Below are 15,282 nucleotides of genomic sequence, written 5' to 3' on the forward strand. Positions count from 1 at the left end.
TGTGCCTACCCGAGCAGCCCCAGTCGCATAGCGGTGGTCACAGCCGCCGTGCGGTCCGAAACGTCCAGTTTCCCGAACGTCCGGAGCAGGTGGGTCTTGACCGTCGCCTCGCTGATGTGGAGCGTCCGGCCGATGTCGGCGTTCGTGCTGCCCTGCGCCACCAGGCGCAACACCTCGATCTCGCGCGCCGACAACGGCGACGCCGTCGGGTTGCGCACCCGGTTCACCAGCTTCCCGGCGACCGAGGGCGCCAAGACCGTCTCGCCGCGTGACGCCGCCCTGATCGCGCCGGCCAGCTCCGTCCGCGAAGCGTCCTTCAGCAGGTAGCCGGAAGCTCCCGCCTCGACAGCGCGCAGGATGTCCGCGTCCGTCTCGTAGGTGGTGAGCACGACGACCCGCTGTCCCGGCCGGTCCGCGAGGATCTTCCGGGTCGCGCCGACGCCGTCGAGACCGGGCATCCGCAGATCCATCAGGATCACGTCCGGCTGCTTGACCCGGCTCAGCGCCACGGCTTCGTCGCCGGAACCCGCTTCCCCGATGACGCTCAGGTCCGGTTCGGCCTCCAGCATGCCGCGCAGGCCTTCCCGCACCACGGGGTGATCGTCGACCAGCATGATCGTGATCACGCGGGCACCTCCAGTTCCAGCGTCGTCCCCGCACCGGGTTCGCTCGTACACGTCACGATGCCACCGACCTGATCCGCCCGCCCCCGCATCCCCGCCAGGCCGAAGCCGCCGGTGGGCGCGGCGGGGTCGAATCCGGTGCCGTCGTCGGTCACGCCGAGCCGGACACGTCCGTCCACAACGGACAGCCGGAGCGAGACCCGAGTGGCGCGGGAATGCTTGCGGATGTTGCTCAGCGCCTCCTGCGCCCCGCGCAGCAGGACGACCTCGGTGGCCATCGGCAGCGCGGGCAGCGGGCCGTCGACCTCGACCGTCGCCGCGATCCCGGCCTCCTCGGTCAGCCGTTCGGCCTGCCGCCGCAACGCCTCCTCCAGTGAGCCGGAGGCGAGTGCCGACGGCCCCTGCGCCGCGACCATCGCCCGCGCCTCGGCCAGGTTCTCCCGCGCCGTCCGCGCTGCCAGCTCCAGGTGACGCCGGGCCGCCGTCGGATCGGTGTCCATTTCGGACTCGATGGCCTGGGTGAGCGTGACGATGCTGGTGAACCCCTGGGCGAGCGTGTCGTGGATCTCGCGGGCCATGCGCTCGCGTTCGGCGGCCGTCCCCGCCTCCCGGGAGAGCCGGGAAACCTCCGCCTGACTGGCTTTCAGCTGCTCGATCAGCGCGGCCCGGCCCTTGCTCTGTTCGATGATCTGCGTGGTGTAGCGCCCGGCCAGCAGACTGAAGATGATCAGGATCGCCGTCATCGGCACCAGGATCCGCAGCGCGGGCTGATCGAGGCCGCCCCGGACGATCGACGACAGCGGACCCAGCAGGACCGCGAGCGTGGTGAGGATCGACGCCGTCTTCGTCGACAGCGTCATGTAGAGCACCGGGCAGGCGAAGAACAGGATGAAACTCGAGGTGGTGGTGGCGAAGGTGGCCGCCGTCAGCAGGAGCATCAGGACCCCGACGAACAGCCACGGGGTGTCCTCGTAGTCCGGGCCTTTGATGAGGCCGCGGCCCCGGACCAGGTAGGTGACACCGACGCCGACCAGGCACAGGATCGCGATCGTCTTGTCGGTGGCGGCGTCGTCCCCGATGAGGATCAGAGCCGTCGTGGCGACGAAGGTGATCCCGAAGAGGACCTCCCAGAGCCAGAACAGCCGCTCCCAGGCGTTCACTTGCCGTCGTTCGACCAGCGGAACGTCAGCTTCGCCAGCAGCAGCCCCGCCACGCACCACGCCGTCAGCACCAGTGCCACCATCGGAAGTTCCCATGTCCCCGCCATTTCCTGTGTCGCCGCTTCGGCCGGCAGGAACACCGAGCGGAAGCCCTGGCAGATCCACTTCACCGGGAAGAAGGAGGCGATGGTGACCATAACCTTCGGCAGGTTGCTGATCGGTGTGACGAACACACCGGAGATGAACTGGAGCGCGATGTAGATCAGGTTGGTCACCGCGACCGCGCCGCTGACCGACTTCGTCACCGAGCTGAGCGCGATGCCCAGGAGCGTGCAGCTGGTGACGCCGAGCAGGAAGACCCACAGCGCGGTCAGCAGCTTCATCGGGTCGGTGGGCAGCTCCAGGTCGAACAGCAGGGTGCCGACGATCGACATCAGCACCACCTGGGCGATGCTGGTGAAGCCGACCAGGATGATCTTGCCGAGGAAGTAGGACGCGGCGGGCATCGGCGTGCCGCGCAGGCGTTTGAGCGCGCCGGCCTCACGGTCCGACGCGAGGCCGATGCCGATGCTGGTGAACGACGTCGACACGATGCCGGACCCGATCATGCCCGCCGCGAGCACCTGACCGGTCGTGATCGCCATGCCGGGCATCGAGGAGTTCAGCATCGAACCGAGCAGGACCATCAGCAGGGACGGGAAGGCGAAGGTGAAGATCACCTGCTCCCGGATGCGGAAGAACTGCTTGATTTCGGCGGAGCCCCGGATGAGGCCGAGCGAAAGGGTTCCGGGGAGTTTGCCCGGGTGGGTCAGCGTCGTCATCGGGCTTCTCCGATCAGGTCGAGGTAGGTCTCTTCGAGGGTGGGCCGGTGGACGGTCAGCTCCGAGGGTTCGCGGCCGTCGGCGGAGAGCTCGCGGATGAGCTTGGCCGGGAAGTGGGTGCGTTCCTGGTGACTGCCGCGCTCGTCGGCCCAGCGGACGGTGGCCTCGGCGGTCGCCCGGCCGCCCAGCGTCTGCGGCGTCCCCTCGGCGACGATCGCGCCGCGCGTGATGACGGCGACGCGGTCCGCCAGCGCTTCGGCCTCGTCGAGGTAGTGCGTGGTGAGCAGGATCGTGGTGCCTTCGTGGGCGAGGCTCCGGATCAGGTCCCAGAACTGGCGCCGAGCCGCCGGGTCGAACCCGGTCGTGGGCTCGTCGAGGAAGACCAGCTCGGGCCGCCCGATGATCCCGAGCGCGACGTCGACGCGACGCCGTTGCCCACCGGAAAGGCTTTTGACGCGGGCGCCCGCCTTCTCGGTCAGGCCGACCTTCTCGATCACTTCTTCGGCGTCACGCGGATTCTGGTAGTAACGGGCGTAGTGCCGGACCGTCTCGGCGACGGTGAGCTCGGCGGCGTCGTTGGCCGTCTGCAGCACGATCCCCAGCCGCGCGCGCCAAGCCCGTCCCGCGGTCCCCGGGTCCTCGCCGAGGACGCGGACGTCGCCGGACGTCCGCTCGCGGTGGCCCTCCAGGATCTCGACCGTCGTCGTCTTGCCGGCGCCGTTGGGCCCGAGCAGCGCGAACACCTCGCCCTGTTCGATGTCGAGGTCGATGCCCCCGACGGCCGTGTGGCCCGGGTACTCCTTGCGCAGGCCACGCACTTCCACTGCGGTTTTCATACGTCGATCGTGCTTCGGCGGGCGGGTGTCCCGGGACGTCCGCAGGACTGAACCCGGCTGTCAACCGATCGATGGACACCGGCGTCACCCCTCCCGCGTTTCGTCCTCTGGATGCGGTACTTGCACGCGCAACTACCGCATCCAGAGGACGAAACGCGTTATGCACAGGGGTGGGAAGTTGTGGACAAGTGAGCCGAAGGTGATCTTGGTGTCGAGGTGGTGACGGCAGCGGATGTCATCGTCGGGTCGTGCCCAGAAACCAGTACGCGACGACTTGCGAGTTCTCCGGCCCGTTCGTGGGCAGCCGCGCCGTCAGCGAAGGCGACCTGACACGGGCCCAGCTCCGCTCGGGACCGTACAACCGGCTCTTCCAGGATGTCTATGTCCCGGTAGGCATACCGCGAGATCACGAACTGCGCTGCAAGGCCGCGCTGCTCGTCGCACCCGAGGGCGCGGTTCTGACGGGATGTTCGGCCGCGACGGTGCGCGGGTTCCCGTTCTCGCTCGAAAACGACCCGGTCGAGTTCGTGGTGCCCGAGGCGAGGGGCTTCCACAGCCTGAGCGGAACGCACTTCCGCCGGACGAGACTTCTCGGCCAGGACTTCGAACCATGGCGGGACGGTCTCATCGCGACTCCGTCGCGCATGACCATGGACATCTTGACCGACACCCGGCTTCGACGCTCCTTTCCCCGTGTCGTCGGATTTCTCGACATGCTGCTCCACGCCGGATTCATCGACGGCGCGACGCTCGACGCGTACCTGCGACCAAGACACGACAACGGCATCGTCCGGGCGCGGCAGGCCTTGGCGTTCTCGGACGGGCGAGCGGAGTCCATCCCGGAGTCGGAGGTGAGAGTGTGGCTGAGGCTCGGCGACATCGAGGCGGAACCGCAGGTCGAGGTCTTCGACGGGACCCGGTTCCTCGGCAGGCTCGATCTCGCGATCCGCGAGGCCAAGCTCGCCATCGAATATGACGGTGCCTGGCATCTCGAAGGCGAACAACCACGTCTGGACGCGCGCCGGCGAGCGTTGATCGAGGCTGAGGGCTGGGAGTTCGTCGTCATTGCCAAGGAGGAGCTCTATACGGATCCCCGCGCGATGGTGCGCCGGGTGCGGGCGGCTCTCAACTCTCGCGTTTAGTCCTCTGGATGCGGTCCTTGCACGCGCAACTACCGCATCCAGAGGACGAAATGCGAGGCCTTAGGGAGTGAGCAGGGTCCGGACGGCGGTTTCGAGGGACGGCAGGAGGGCAGCCGGGTCGGTGGAGGTGAGCATCCGGTTCGCGAAGCCGTCGGACAGGGCGAGGACGGCGTCGGCCAGGTCGGAGGCCGCGAGGTCGTCGCGGACATCGCCTGACGACTGTGCCTTCGCGATGTACTGAGCGGTGATCTCCGCCAGTTCGTCGTAGCCGGTGCGGATGAACTCGGCCCACGACGGCAGGACGGCGGCGCGGGCGGTGAAGGCGTTGATGACGATCACCTCCGCGCGACGCTGCTCGTCCAGCGGCATCGCCTCGACGAGCAGTCGCAGCAGCAGGTCCAACAGGTTCCCGGACTGGTCGAGGGTGTTCCAGCGCTGTTCCAGGAACTCGCTCGTCATGTCGAGGGCGAAGCGGAACAGATCTTCCTTGGTGGAGAAGTACTTCTGCACCGCGCCGCCGGAGACGCCCGCCTCCGCGGCGACCGAGCGCACGCTCACGGCCTCGACGCCTTCGCGCGCGACGATCCGCAGGAGGGCGCCGGCGATCTCCCGGCGGCGTTCGGTCCGGTCCACGATCTTCGGCACCGCCGCATCTTCCTCTCCGTCGACTCGGTCGGTGCAGGTGGTCGTGAGTGGCGATTCGTGTTCTAACCCGAATCGCCACTCACGACCGCCTGGACCCACCCGCCAAGTCTCCTTGCTCGCTCACCCTTTTTAGAATACAGTCGTATCCGAAACGGGGGAGGTTTCTGGGGTGGACGAAGTCGCACAGAAAAAGCGGGCGGAGGAGAATCAGCTCGCCGCCGCGCTGACCAAGGGGCCGGCGGAGGTCCTCGATTTCCTCCTGCCGTTGTGGGTGGGGAGCCAGCTCGGCGCGTCGGCCGCCGAGGTCGGGGCGTTGACGGCGCTGGAGACGCTGGTGTCGTTCGTGGTCCGGCCGATCGCGGGTTCGCTGGCGGACCGGTTCGACCGGGGCCGGATAGCGGCCGTCGGCGCAGTCCTCTATGGACTGTCCTTTGTGGTCTTCGCCGCGACACCGGGGATCGGGGTCGCGTACCTGGCGGCCGTTCTCGGCGGCGCGGGTGGCGCGCTGTTCTGGGTCGCGTTGCGGGCCCGCGTGGGGGAGGGCCTCGCGAGGGACGACGGCGCGTTCAGCAAGCTGTTCGCGGCCGAGGGCGGCGGCACGTGGATCGCGTTCGTGGTCGCGCTGACCGCGATCTCCTGGATCGACTACCGGGGCGTGTTCTGGCTCGGCGCGGCCGCCTGCGTGGTGGCCGCGGTGGTCTTGCTGAACGCGAAATCCGCGCCGGTCCGCGAGAAAGGCGCGCCGCGACTGCTGCAACTGGGCAGACGGATGCGCCCGATGCTCGCGCTCGTCGCGTTGACCGCGATGGCCGAGGCCGGGGTCGCCCTGCTGCTCCTGATGCACCTGCAACGCGGGCATCGGCTGGAACTCGGCGAGATCGCCGCGGTGTTCATTCCCGGCTTCATCGTGTACAGCCTGCTGCCGGACTACCTGCACGGCTTCGTCCGCAAGGTCGGCCGGACGCGGGTGCTCTCACTGGCGATGGTGGCGAGCGCGATCTTCGCCGCCGGTCTGTCGTTCGCGCCGAGCCCGGTGGTGCTCGCGATCATGTGGGTCCTGTCGGCGGCGGCGTTCGCGGCGGCCATCCCGGTGGAGCAGGCGGTGGTCGCCGAGGCGGCCGGGCTGAGCCTCGGCCGGGCCATGGGGATCTACGAGAGCGCGACGCTACTCGGAGCGACGGCCGGGGCCTTCCTGGCGGGGCAGCTCTACGGCTCGGACACCGGCTGGCGCGTCGCCTGCTTCGGCGCGGCGGCGCTCTTGATCTTCGGATCGTTCGTGGTCCGTGGCGCCGTACGGCGTGTCGGAGTTGCGGAGTTTCCCGTGGAACACCGAAAAACGGTGTCACAAAAGGAAAACCCGGCTCCCCGCATGATCGAGGAGAGTCCACAAGAGGCCGAATCGGTGACGGACGGGGCGAACAAGCGGGCGAACCCGCTCCGGAACTGGACGGTCCATGTCGCGGTGTACGTCCTCGCGCAGGCGGCGCTCGCGATGGCCGGTCACAGCTGGCCCGTCGAAGCCTTGTTCGGCGAGGCGCACGAGGCCGGCTGGTACTGGAACTGGAGTGGTCACTGGCTGTTGAACCTCGGCCGGATCTGGACCTTCGTCCTGGTGATCGACACCGTGTGGACGATCGGCCGCGCGGTGCTGAAGAAACGGCCTTATTGACAGGTTGTCTAACATGACAATATGTCTCATACGTGGGTGACGGCCAGCGACGGTGTCCGCCTCTCGGTCCGGGTGACCGGTGTCGACGACGCGCCCACGGTGGTGCTCGTCCACGGTTACCCGGACAACGGCTCCATGTGGGACGGCATCGCCGCCCTGCTGGAACGTCGCTACCGGGTCGTCGTCTACGACGTCCGGGGCGCGGGCCGCTCGGACAAGCCTTCGGGACGCGGGTCCTACAAACTGGACCGGTTGTCCGAAGACCTCGCCGCGGTCGTCGACGAGGTCCAGCCCGAGGGCAAGGTCCACCTGCTCGCGCACGACTGGGGCTCCATCCAGACCTGGCATTCGGTCACCGGCGAGAGGCTGCGCGGACGGCTCGCGTCGTTCACGTCGATCTCCGGGCCGAGCCTCGATCACGCGGGCGCGTGGTTCCGCGCGCAGGTGCGCCCGAGCCCGAAACGGCTCAAGAACGCGCTCGTCCAGGGAGCGCACTCGACCTACATCCTCGGCTTCCAGATCCCCCTGATCCCGCAGCTGCTGTGGCGCACCGGGGCGATGGGCGCGCTGATCGGCCGGATGGACCCGGCGGCCGCCGCGCCGTCCACTTCGGACGGCCTGTACGGGCTCAACCTGTACCGCGCCAACATGTTCACCCGCCTCTCCCGGCCGAGGCCGCGTAACGCCGAGATCCCGGTGCAGGTGCTCGCGCCCACCGGCGACAAGTTCGTCACCACACCGCTGCAGACCGAGATCGGGCGCTGGGCGCCGGACCTCCGCGTCCGCCGGATCGTCGGCACGCACTGGGTGGTCCGCGAGAAGCCCCAGGTGATCGCCGACGCCACCGCCGAGCTGATCGACCACGTCGAAGGCGGTGAAGAGAGCCGCGCGCTCAAACAAGCCCGCACGGGCGGGTTCGCGCACAAGCTCATCCTGATCACCGGCGCGGGCAGCGGGATCGGCCGCGCGACGGCGCTCGCGTTCGCGGACCGGGGTGCCGACCTCGTCATCACCGACATCAACGGCTCCGCCGCCGCGGACACCGCGAAACTCCTGCGGGACAAGGGCGCCACCGTCGGCGAGTACACAGTGGACTCCTCCGACGCCGAAGCGGTCGAGAAGTTCGCCCAGCAGGTCAAGGAGGAGTTCGGCGTCCCGGACATCGTCGTCAACAACGCGGGGATCGGCCTGTCCGGCCCGTTCCTCGACACGACGGTCAAGGACTGGGAACGCCTCATCGACGTGAACCTGTGGGGCGTCATCCACGGCTGCCGCGTCTTCGCCGAGCAGATGCGCGAGCGGGCCGAAGGCGGCCAGATCGTCAACGTCGCCTCGGCGGCCGCCTATCTGCCGTCGAAGATCCTTTCCGCCTACGCCACCACGAAATCCGCCGTGCTCACCCTGAGCGTGTGCCTGCGGGCCGAGCTCGCCGCCGAGAACATCGGTGTGACCGCGATCTGCCCCGGCATCGTGAACACCAACATCACCAGCACCACCCGGTTCGTCGGCGTCGACGACGTCGAGCAGAAACGGCGCCAGAAGTCGAGCAGCAAGCTGTACGCGAAACGCGGTTTCGGTCCGGAGCGGGTCGCGCGCGACATCCTGCGCGCGGTCGAGAAGGACAAGGCGATCCAGCCGTCGACCCCGGAGGCGAAGGCCGCGCTCGTCCTCTCCCGGCTCACCCCCGGCCTGCTGCGGGCCGCGGCGAAGCTGGACGTCACCCCGTGACCTCCGCCAGACGTCCTCGCCGGATGTCGCCAGAAGCGCGCCGGGACGACCTGATCCGCGCCGCGCTGGACCTGTTCGGCTCCCGCGCGCCCGAACTCGTCACGGTGGACGACATCATCGCCCGCGCCGAGGTCTCGCGGCCGCTGTTCTACCGGTACTTCTCGAGCCTGCGGGAACTCCAGGTCGAGGCGCTGAAGACGGTCACCGAAGGGCTCATCGACGGCCTGGCCGGACTGGAGGAGGGCCCGCCCGAAACCCGGCTGCGGGCCGCCGTCCGCGGGCTGATCGACGTCGCCGACCATTACCGCGCGGGGTATGTCGCGTTGCTGCGCAGCGGTTCGGTGATCGCGACCTCGGAGACGGACGCGGCGATCGACGAGGTCCGCAACCGTGCCGTCGAGCTCATCCTCGGCGCGCTGGGCGTGCCGGAGCCGCCACCGATGCTCCTGCTGACCTTGCGCTGCTGGACCGCCGTGGTCGAGGGCGCGCTGCTGAGCTGGCTTCAGGAACGGGCGGTGCCGCGCGAGGTGCTCGACGGCTGGCTGGTCGACCAGCTGACGGCCATGCTCTCGGCGACCGCGCGTCACGATTCTTCGGTCCCGCAAATGCGGTGAAAGGTCCTTTCCCCGCGGAATTCGCGGGGAAAGGACCTTTCACGACGCGTTTCAGGACTGCTTGGCGACCAGGTCCCAGCCTTCGACGTCCTCCGGCTTGCGCGGCTCCGGCCCGACGTACTTGGCCGAGGGCCGCACGAGGCGCCCGGTCTTCTTCTGCTCCAGGATGTGCGCGGCCCAGCCGGCGGTGCGCGCCGAGCTGAACATCGCGGGCATCATGTGCGGCGGAACCTGGGCGAAGTCCAGGATCACGGCCGCCCAGAACTCGACGTTGGTCTCGATCGGGTGATCCGGACGCCGTTCGCGCAGCTCCTTCAGTGCCACCTGCTCCAGCTCCGCGGCCGCCTCGTAGCGCGACGCGCCGAGCTCCTGGCAGGTGCGGCGCAGCACGCGCGCCCGTGGGTCCTCCGCGCGGTAAACGCGGTGCCCGAAGCCCATCATCCGTTCCTTGCGGTCCAGGATGCCCTTGACCAGGCCGACCGCGTCACCGGTCTTCTCGACCTCTTCGATCATCGGCAGCACCCGCGCCGGCGCGCCGCCGTGCAGCGGACCGGACATGGCGCCGATCGCGCCGGACAGCGCCGCGGCGACGTCGGCGCCGGTCGAGGCGATGACCCGGGCGGTGAAGGTCGAGGCGTTGAGACCGTGTTCGGCGGCCGAGACCCAGTAGGCGTCGATGGCCTTGACGTGGGCGGGGTCGGGCTCGCCGCGCCAGCGGACCATGAACCGCTCGGTGATCGAAGCGGCCTCGTCGACCCGGGTCTGGGGGACGGCGGGCTGCCCGATGCCGCGCGCGGACTGGGCGACGTAGGAAAGCGCCATCACCGAGGCGCGGGCCAGCTGGTCGCGGGCCTCGTCGTCGCTGATGTCGAGCAGCGGCCGGTAACCCCAGATGGGGGCGAGCATGGCCAGTGCGGCCTGGACGTCGACCCGGACGTCACCGGTGTGCACCGGCAGCGGGAACGGCTCGGCGGGCGGTAGCCCGTGGCCGAACCGGCTGTCGACGAGAAGGCCCCAGACGTCACCGAAGGTCACCTTGCCGGCGAGATCCTCGATGTCGACACCGCGATAGCGCAGCGCGCCACCGTCACGGTCGGGCTCGGCGATTTCGGTCTTGAAGGCGACCACGCCCTCGAGACCGGGTCGGAAACCGTCGTCGACCTGGTCGGACGGTTGATTGGTGCTGATCGTGGAGGTACTCACTGTGGTGAAACCTTTCGATGCGCATTCCCCGGCTTTGTGTTCATGCGTGGACGGGACATACGCGGCGAAGGCGCGCCTCATCGCACGGATGGACAAACTTTGCTCCACGTCGGGTCCAGGGGCAATCGAAAGATGTGGTGGTTTCGGTCACGATTACGAGAACGATTCAGTGAAAACGGCCTTCGTACGCGAAGAGTTACGGCGACGTTCACTTTGCGTGTACCGGTCGCCGAGGTAAATCCTGTGTTTCGAGAACCGGCGCCGGGCGGTTTCCGGTGATACACCTTTCTCATGCACCTGAGCCCCCAGGAGCGGGACAAACTGCTCATCCACGTCGCGGCGGACGTAGCTCGCAAACGCCTGGAACGCGGGGTCCTGCTGAACTACCCCGAGGCGGTCGCGCTGATCACCGACCACGTCCTCGAAGGCGCCCGTGACGGCCGGACGGTGAGCGAGCTCGTGGCGAGCGGGCGTTCCGTCCTCTCGCGGGCGCAGGTGCAGGACGGTATCCCGGAAATGGTGGATTCCGTGCAGGTCGAAGCCACTTTCCCGGACGGCACGAAGCTCGTCACCGTGCACGGTCCGATCGTCTAGGAAGGCCGCCAGTGCGACCAGGAGAGATCATCACCGGCGACGGACCGATCGAGCTGAATCCCGGCAGGCCGCGGGTCCGGCTGCTCGTGCGGAACCTCGGCGACCGGCCCGTCCAGGTGGGTTCGCACTACCATTTCGCGGCGGTCAATCCCGGACTCGAATTCGACCGCGAGGCCGCGCGGGGGCATCGGCTCGACGTGCCGGCGGGAACTTCGGTGCGATTCGAGCCGGGCGTCGAACGCGAAGTCGACCTCGTCCCGCTGGCCGGGAACCGCACGGTGCCCGGATTGCGCAAGGAGTCCTGATGCCGTCGATCGATCGCGAGCGGTACGCCGAACTTTTCGGCCCGACGACCGGCGACAGAATCCGCCTCGCGGACACGGATCTGCTCATCGAAGTCACCGAAGACCGCAGCATGGGGCCGTCCGGCAGCGGCGACGAGGTGCTGTTCGGCGGCGGCAAGGTGATCCGCGAATCCATGGGCCAGGGGATGGCGACCCGGGCCGAAGGCGCGCCCGACCTGATCATCACCGGCGTGGTGATCCTGGACCACTGGGGGATCGTCAAGGCCGACGTCGGGGTCCGCGACGGCCGGATCGTCGGCATCGGCAAGGCGGGCAACCCGGACACGATGGACGGCGTGGACCCGGCGCTGGTCGTCGGCCCGTCCACGGAAGTGCTGTCCGGCAACGGGAAGATCCTGACCGCGGGCGGGATCGACTGCCACGTCCACTTCATCTGCCCGCAGCTGACCGGCACCGCGCTGGCGTCCGGGCTGACCACGCTGGTCGGCGGCGGGACCGGGCCGGTCGAGGGCAGCAAGGCCACCACCGTCACGCCCGGCGCCTGGAATCTCGGCCGGATGCTGCGCGCGATGGACGGCCAGCCGGTCAACGTCCTGTTGCTGGGCAAGGGGAACACCGTGCGGCACGAGGCGCTGCGCGAGCAGCTCGCCGCCGGCGCGGGCGGGTTCAAACTGCACGAGGACTGGGGCAGCACCCCGGCGGCGATCGACGCCTGTCTCACCGTGGCCGACGAATCCGGTGTCCAGGTGGCGATCCACACCGACACGCTGAACGAGGCCGGGTTCCTGGAGTCCACTGTGGACGCCATCGGGGGCCGCTCGATCAACGCGTACCACACCGAAGGCGCGGGCGGCGGGCACGCGCCGGACATCATCCAGGTCGCCGGGCTGCCCAACATCCTGCCGTCGTCGACGAACCCGACGCGCCCGCACACCGCGAACACCCTCGACGAGCACCTGGACATGCTCGTCGTCTGCCATCACCTGAACCCGTCCGTGCCCGAGGACCTGGCGTTCGCCGAAAGCCGGATCCGGCCGACGACCATCGCGGCCGAGGACGTCCTGCACGACCTCGGCGCGATCTCCATGATGAGCTCGGATGCGCAGGCGATGGGCCGGATCGGCGAGGTGATCATCCGGACCTGGCAGACCGCGCACGTGATGAAACGGCGGCGCGGCGCCTTGCCGGGCGACGGTGCCGCCGACAATTTGCGGGCTCGTCGCTATGTCGCCAAATACACCATCAACCCGGCGATCGCGCACGGGATGGACCGCGAGATCGGCTCGGTGGAGGTCGGGAAACTCGCGGATCTCGTGCTGTGGGAACCGAAGTTCTTCGGTGTCCGGCCGCATGTCGTGCTCAAGGGCGGCTTCCCCGCGTGGGCGGCGATGGGCGACGCGAACGCGTCCATCCCGACGCCGCAGCCGGTGCTGGCGCGGCCGATGTTCGGCGCCGACCCGGCGGTCGCGGCCGCGAGCAGCTTCCACTTCGTCGCACCGGAAGCCATCGAGAACGGGGTGGCGGAACGGTTCGGCATCGCGCGTGAGCTCGTGCCGATCGCGAACACCCGCTCCCGCGGCAAGGCCGACATGGTGCTCAACGACGCCACGCCGGACATCCGGGTGGAGCCGGACAGTTTCGCCGTGCACGTCGACGGTGAGCTGATCGAGCCTCGCCCGGTGACCGAACTGCCCATGGCGCAACGGTACTTCTTGTTCTGATGGATCTTTCCGCGGTCATCTTGGCCGACTCCAGGTTCCCCGGGGGCGGGCACGTCCATTCGGGCGGGCTCGAAGAGGCCGTCACCCGGAAGCTGATCACCCACGAACGCGATCTGCCGGGGTTCCTCTCCGGACGTCTGCGGACGGCGGGTGCGCTGGCAGCGGTGTTCGCCGCGGCGTCCGCGCACGCGGCCGCGCGGGGAGTCCGAAATGGACACTGGCGGCGGCTCGACCTCGAACTCGACGCCAGGACACCGTCGCTCGCGCAGCGGGAGGCGTCCCGCGCGCAAGGGCGGGGGACGGCGAGGGCGGGCAAGGCGGCGTGGCCGTCGCCGATGCTTTCCGGTCTGCTGAAGGAAACCCCGCGCCCGCATCATCCGGTGATCGTCGGCGCGCTGATCGGGGTGCCCTTCGACGCGGCGATGGCTGTCGCGTACCTGGCGATCAGCGGTCCGGCGAGCGCGGCGGTGCGGCTGCTCGGGCTCGACCCGTTCGCCGTCAACGGCGTCGTGGCCCGTCTCGCGGAAGAAGTCCGGGAGGTTTCCCTGCGCGCGGCCGAGGTCGCGGGGGACGACCCGGCGGAACTCCCGGCGCCGGGATCTCCGGCGCTCGATCTGTTCGCCGAGGCACACGCCCGGCACCACAAGGAAGAGGTGCGTCTCTTTGCCAGTTGAGCACGGTCACGGACATGGTCACGTCCACCCGGTCAACTTCGACCCGACCGCCGCCGAACCCGATCATTACGACCAGGCGCCGACCACGGGTCGCGCGTACCGGATCGGCATCGGCGGACCGGTGGGCAGCGGGAAGACCGCGCTCACCGCGGCGCTCTGCCGGGCGCTGGGCGACGAGGTGAACCTCGCCGTCGTCACCAACGACATCTACACCACCGAGGACGCCGACTTCCTGCGCAAGGCCGGGGTGCTCGACCCGGAGCGGATCGAGGCCGTGCAGACCGGCGCGTGCCCGCACACCGCGATCCGCGACGACATCACCGCGAACCTCGACGCGGTCGAACGGCTTGAGGACCGGTTCCCCGGGCTGGACCTGGTGATCATCGAAAGTGGCGGGGACAACCTCACCGCGGTGTTCAGCCGGGGGCTCGCCGACAGCCAGGTCTTCGTGGTCGACGTCGCGGGCGGTGACAAGGTGCCGCGCAAGGGCGGGCCGGGTGTGACGACGGCGGATCTGCTGGTGATCAACAAGATCGACATCGCGCACCTGGTCAATGCGGACATGGACGTGATGACCTCGGACGCGCACCGGATGCGCGGCGAGCTTCCGGTGATCACGCAGTCCCTTGTGGACACCCCGAACGCGCCCGCGGTCGCGGACTGGGTCCGCTCACTGCTCCCGGTCACCGCGGGGTGAAGGCGCACGCGCGGCTGACCGCCTGCTTCGAGGGCGGCCGGACCGTTCTGCGTGAGCTGCGCTCGATGGCGCCGCTCACGCTGCTCCCCAAGCGGGGCACCGGTGCGACGGCGGTGGTGCACCTGGTCAACTCGGCGACGTCACCCTTGGGCGGCGACGAGCTGAAGCTGACCATCCGCGTCGGCCCCGGTGCTTCGCTACGCCTTTCCGGGGTCGCGGCGACCATCGCGCTCCCCGGGTTGCACGGCGAGGGCAGTTCGTCCATTGTGGACGTCGAGGTGGCTGGAGGTGGCTCGCTGGAGTACCTGCCGGAGCCGACCGTCGTGACCGCCCGGGCCCGGCACTCTGCCGTGCTTCGGGCCGCTTTGGCGGAGGACGCCTTTCTGCACACGCGGGAGGTGCTCGTACTCGGCCGGGCGGGCGAGCGGCCCGGGTCTCTGGTGACCACGCAGCACGTGACGCGAGGCGAAGTCCCGGTGTTGCGGCAGACGCTGGAGATCGGGGATTCCACTTTGGACTCCAGCCTCGCGCATCTGGCCGGGCGGCGGGTGTTGGCGACCGATCTGGTCGTCGGCGGCCCTTCGGTCCCTGAAGCCTCCGGCGAGTGGTGGTCCCGCACGTCACTGGCGGCAGGTGGGACACTCACGACGTCGCTGGCGCCCGATGCCGTGACCGCGCTCAAAGTGTTCGAAAGTCCGTGAAGGCCTCCTTCGCTACCCTGAAGGTAGTGAAGGAGGCCTTCACGGACTTGGGGGAGTTGTGGGTGCGCTGCGGATTTCCCTGCCTGGTTACCCGCTGAGCGTCGTCGCCCACACGGCGGCGGGGCCGTTGTATGTGCTCTCTACCTATG

Annotated in this window: 16 protein-coding genes; 10 read left to right on the top strand and 6 right to left on the bottom strand. The window is 69.1% G+C overall.

Annotated elements, in window-relative coordinates; all coding sequences use genetic code 11:
• Positions 1–5: 5 nt before the first annotated feature.
• From B0293_RS02030 to B0293_RS02045, 4 genes are read right to left on the bottom strand one after another with little or no spacing between them, the layout of a single operon-like run.
• On the bottom strand, positions 6–626 hold the full coding sequence (locus tag B0293_RS02030; RefSeq protein ID WP_005156061.1) for a response regulator: 621 nt from the start codon (positions 624–626) through the stop codon (positions 6–8).
• On the bottom strand, positions 623–1,783 hold the full coding sequence (locus B0293_RS02035) for a sensor histidine kinase (RefSeq protein ID WP_005156060.1): 1,161 nt from the start codon (positions 1,781–1,783) through the stop codon (positions 623–625). Before B0293_RS02035 ends, B0293_RS02030 begins: the two co-directional genes overlap by 4 nt.
• The gene (locus B0293_RS02040) at positions 1,780–2,604 is read right to left on the bottom strand and encodes an ABC transporter permease (RefSeq protein WP_005156059.1); all 825 of its coding nucleotides are present in this window, start codon (positions 2,602–2,604) and stop codon (positions 1,780–1,782) included. The genes B0293_RS02035 and B0293_RS02040 overlap by 4 nt, the downstream gene beginning before the upstream one ends.
• Positions 2,601–3,428 (bottom strand): ABC transporter ATP-binding protein, encoded by an 828-nt coding sequence (locus B0293_RS02045; RefSeq protein ID WP_005156058.1) that lies wholly within the window; start codon positions 3,426–3,428, stop codon positions 2,601–2,603. The genes B0293_RS02040 and B0293_RS02045 overlap by 4 nt, the downstream gene beginning before the upstream one ends.
• A gap of 260 nt (positions 3,429–3,688) precedes the next feature.
• Between B0293_RS02045 and B0293_RS02050 the strand changes: the two genes are divergently transcribed.
• Entirely contained in the window at positions 3,689–4,582 is an 894-nt protein-coding gene (locus B0293_RS02050; RefSeq protein ID WP_005156057.1) for an endonuclease domain-containing protein, read from the top strand.
• A 60-nt stretch (positions 4,583–4,642) separates the two neighbouring features.
• Here the strand turns inward: B0293_RS02050 and B0293_RS02055 are convergent, their stop codons facing one another.
• On the bottom strand, positions 4,643–5,227 hold the full coding sequence (locus B0293_RS02055) for a TetR/AcrR family transcriptional regulator (protein WP_005156055.1): 585 nt from the start codon (positions 5,225–5,227) through the stop codon (positions 4,643–4,645).
• A 169-nt stretch (positions 5,228–5,396) separates the two neighbouring features.
• Between B0293_RS02055 and B0293_RS02060 the strand changes: the two genes are divergently transcribed.
• From B0293_RS02060 to B0293_RS02070, 3 genes are read left to right on the top strand one after another with little or no spacing between them, the layout of a single operon-like run.
• Positions 5,397–6,896 carry an MFS transporter gene (locus B0293_RS02060; RefSeq protein ID WP_005156054.1) on the top strand — a complete coding sequence of 500 codons (1,500 nt, stop codon included), beginning with the start codon at positions 5,397–5,399 and terminating at the stop codon, positions 6,894–6,896.
• 36 nt (positions 6,897–6,932) lie between these two features.
• A complete protein-coding gene (locus B0293_RS02065) occupies positions 6,933–8,624 on the top strand; it encodes an SDR family oxidoreductase (protein WP_005156053.1) in 1,692 nt (563 codons plus the stop codon).
• A gap of 23 nt (positions 8,625–8,647) precedes the next feature.
• Positions 8,648–9,238 carry a TetR/AcrR family transcriptional regulator gene (locus B0293_RS02070; RefSeq protein ID WP_005156051.1) on the top strand — a complete coding sequence of 197 codons (591 nt, stop codon included), beginning with the start codon at positions 8,648–8,650 and terminating at the stop codon, positions 9,236–9,238.
• 51 nt (positions 9,239–9,289) lie between these two features.
• Here B0293_RS02070 and B0293_RS02075 read toward each other — a convergent pair whose 3' ends face one another.
• A complete protein-coding gene (locus B0293_RS02075) occupies positions 9,290–10,441 on the bottom strand; it encodes a citrate synthase 2 (RefSeq protein WP_005156050.1) in 1,152 nt (383 codons plus the stop codon).
• Between the two features lie 291 nt (positions 10,442–10,732).
• Between B0293_RS02075 and B0293_RS02080 the strand changes: the two genes are divergently transcribed.
• From B0293_RS02080 to B0293_RS02105, 6 genes are read left to right on the top strand one after another with little or no spacing between them, the layout of a single operon-like run.
• Positions 10,733–11,035 (top strand): urease subunit gamma, encoded by a 303-nt coding sequence (locus B0293_RS02080; RefSeq protein ID WP_005156049.1) that lies wholly within the window; start codon positions 10,733–10,735, stop codon positions 11,033–11,035.
• Positions 11,036–11,046: 11 nt separating this feature from the next.
• Complete coding sequence (locus B0293_RS02085; protein WP_005156047.1) at positions 11,047–11,340, top strand: urease subunit beta; 294 nt, start codon at positions 11,047–11,049, stop codon at positions 11,338–11,340.
• Complete coding sequence (locus B0293_RS02090) at positions 11,340–13,061, top strand: urease subunit alpha (RefSeq protein ID WP_005156046.1); 1,722 nt, start codon at positions 11,340–11,342, stop codon at positions 13,059–13,061. Before B0293_RS02085 ends, B0293_RS02090 begins: the two co-directional genes overlap by 1 nt.
• On the top strand, positions 13,061–13,735 hold the full coding sequence (locus B0293_RS02095) for an urease accessory protein UreF (RefSeq protein ID WP_005156045.1): 675 nt from the start codon (positions 13,061–13,063) through the stop codon (positions 13,733–13,735). The genes B0293_RS02090 and B0293_RS02095 overlap by 1 nt, the downstream gene beginning before the upstream one ends.
• Complete coding sequence (gene ureG, locus B0293_RS02100; protein ID WP_005156044.1) at positions 13,725–14,432, top strand: urease accessory protein UreG; 708 nt, start codon at positions 13,725–13,727, stop codon at positions 14,430–14,432. Before B0293_RS02095 ends, ureG begins: the two co-directional genes overlap by 11 nt.
• A complete protein-coding gene (locus tag B0293_RS02105; protein ID WP_005156042.1) occupies positions 14,429–15,133 on the top strand; it encodes an urease accessory protein UreD in 705 nt (234 codons plus the stop codon). Before ureG ends, B0293_RS02105 begins: the two co-directional genes overlap by 4 nt.
• Positions 15,134–15,282: the final 149 nt, after the last annotated feature.

The sequence above is a fragment of the Amycolatopsis azurea DSM 43854 genome, from assembly GCF_001995215.1.
GTDB lineage: Bacteria > Actinomycetota > Actinomycetes > Mycobacteriales > Pseudonocardiaceae > Amycolatopsis > Amycolatopsis azurea.

What these genes read in the sequence shown, in the direction of transcription:
- B0293_RS02070 (WP_005156051.1), top strand. Translation starts at nt 8,648, where the DNA reads ATGTCGCCAGAAGCGCGCCGGGACGACCTGATCCGCGCCGCGCTGGAC.
- B0293_RS02080 (WP_005156049.1), top strand. Translation starts at nt 10,733, where the DNA reads ATGCACCTGAGCCCCCAGGAGCGGGACAAACTGCTCATCCACGTCGCG.
- B0293_RS02040 (WP_005156059.1), bottom strand. Translation starts at nt 2,604, where the DNA reads ATGACGACGCTGACCCACCCGGGCAAACTCCCCGGAACCCTTTCGCTC.
- B0293_RS02095 (WP_005156045.1), top strand. Translation starts at nt 13,061, where the DNA reads ATGGATCTTTCCGCGGTCATCTTGGCCGACTCCAGGTTCCCCGGGGGC.
- B0293_RS02090 (WP_005156046.1), top strand. Translation starts at nt 11,340, where the DNA reads ATGCCGTCGATCGATCGCGAGCGGTACGCCGAACTTTTCGGCCCGACG.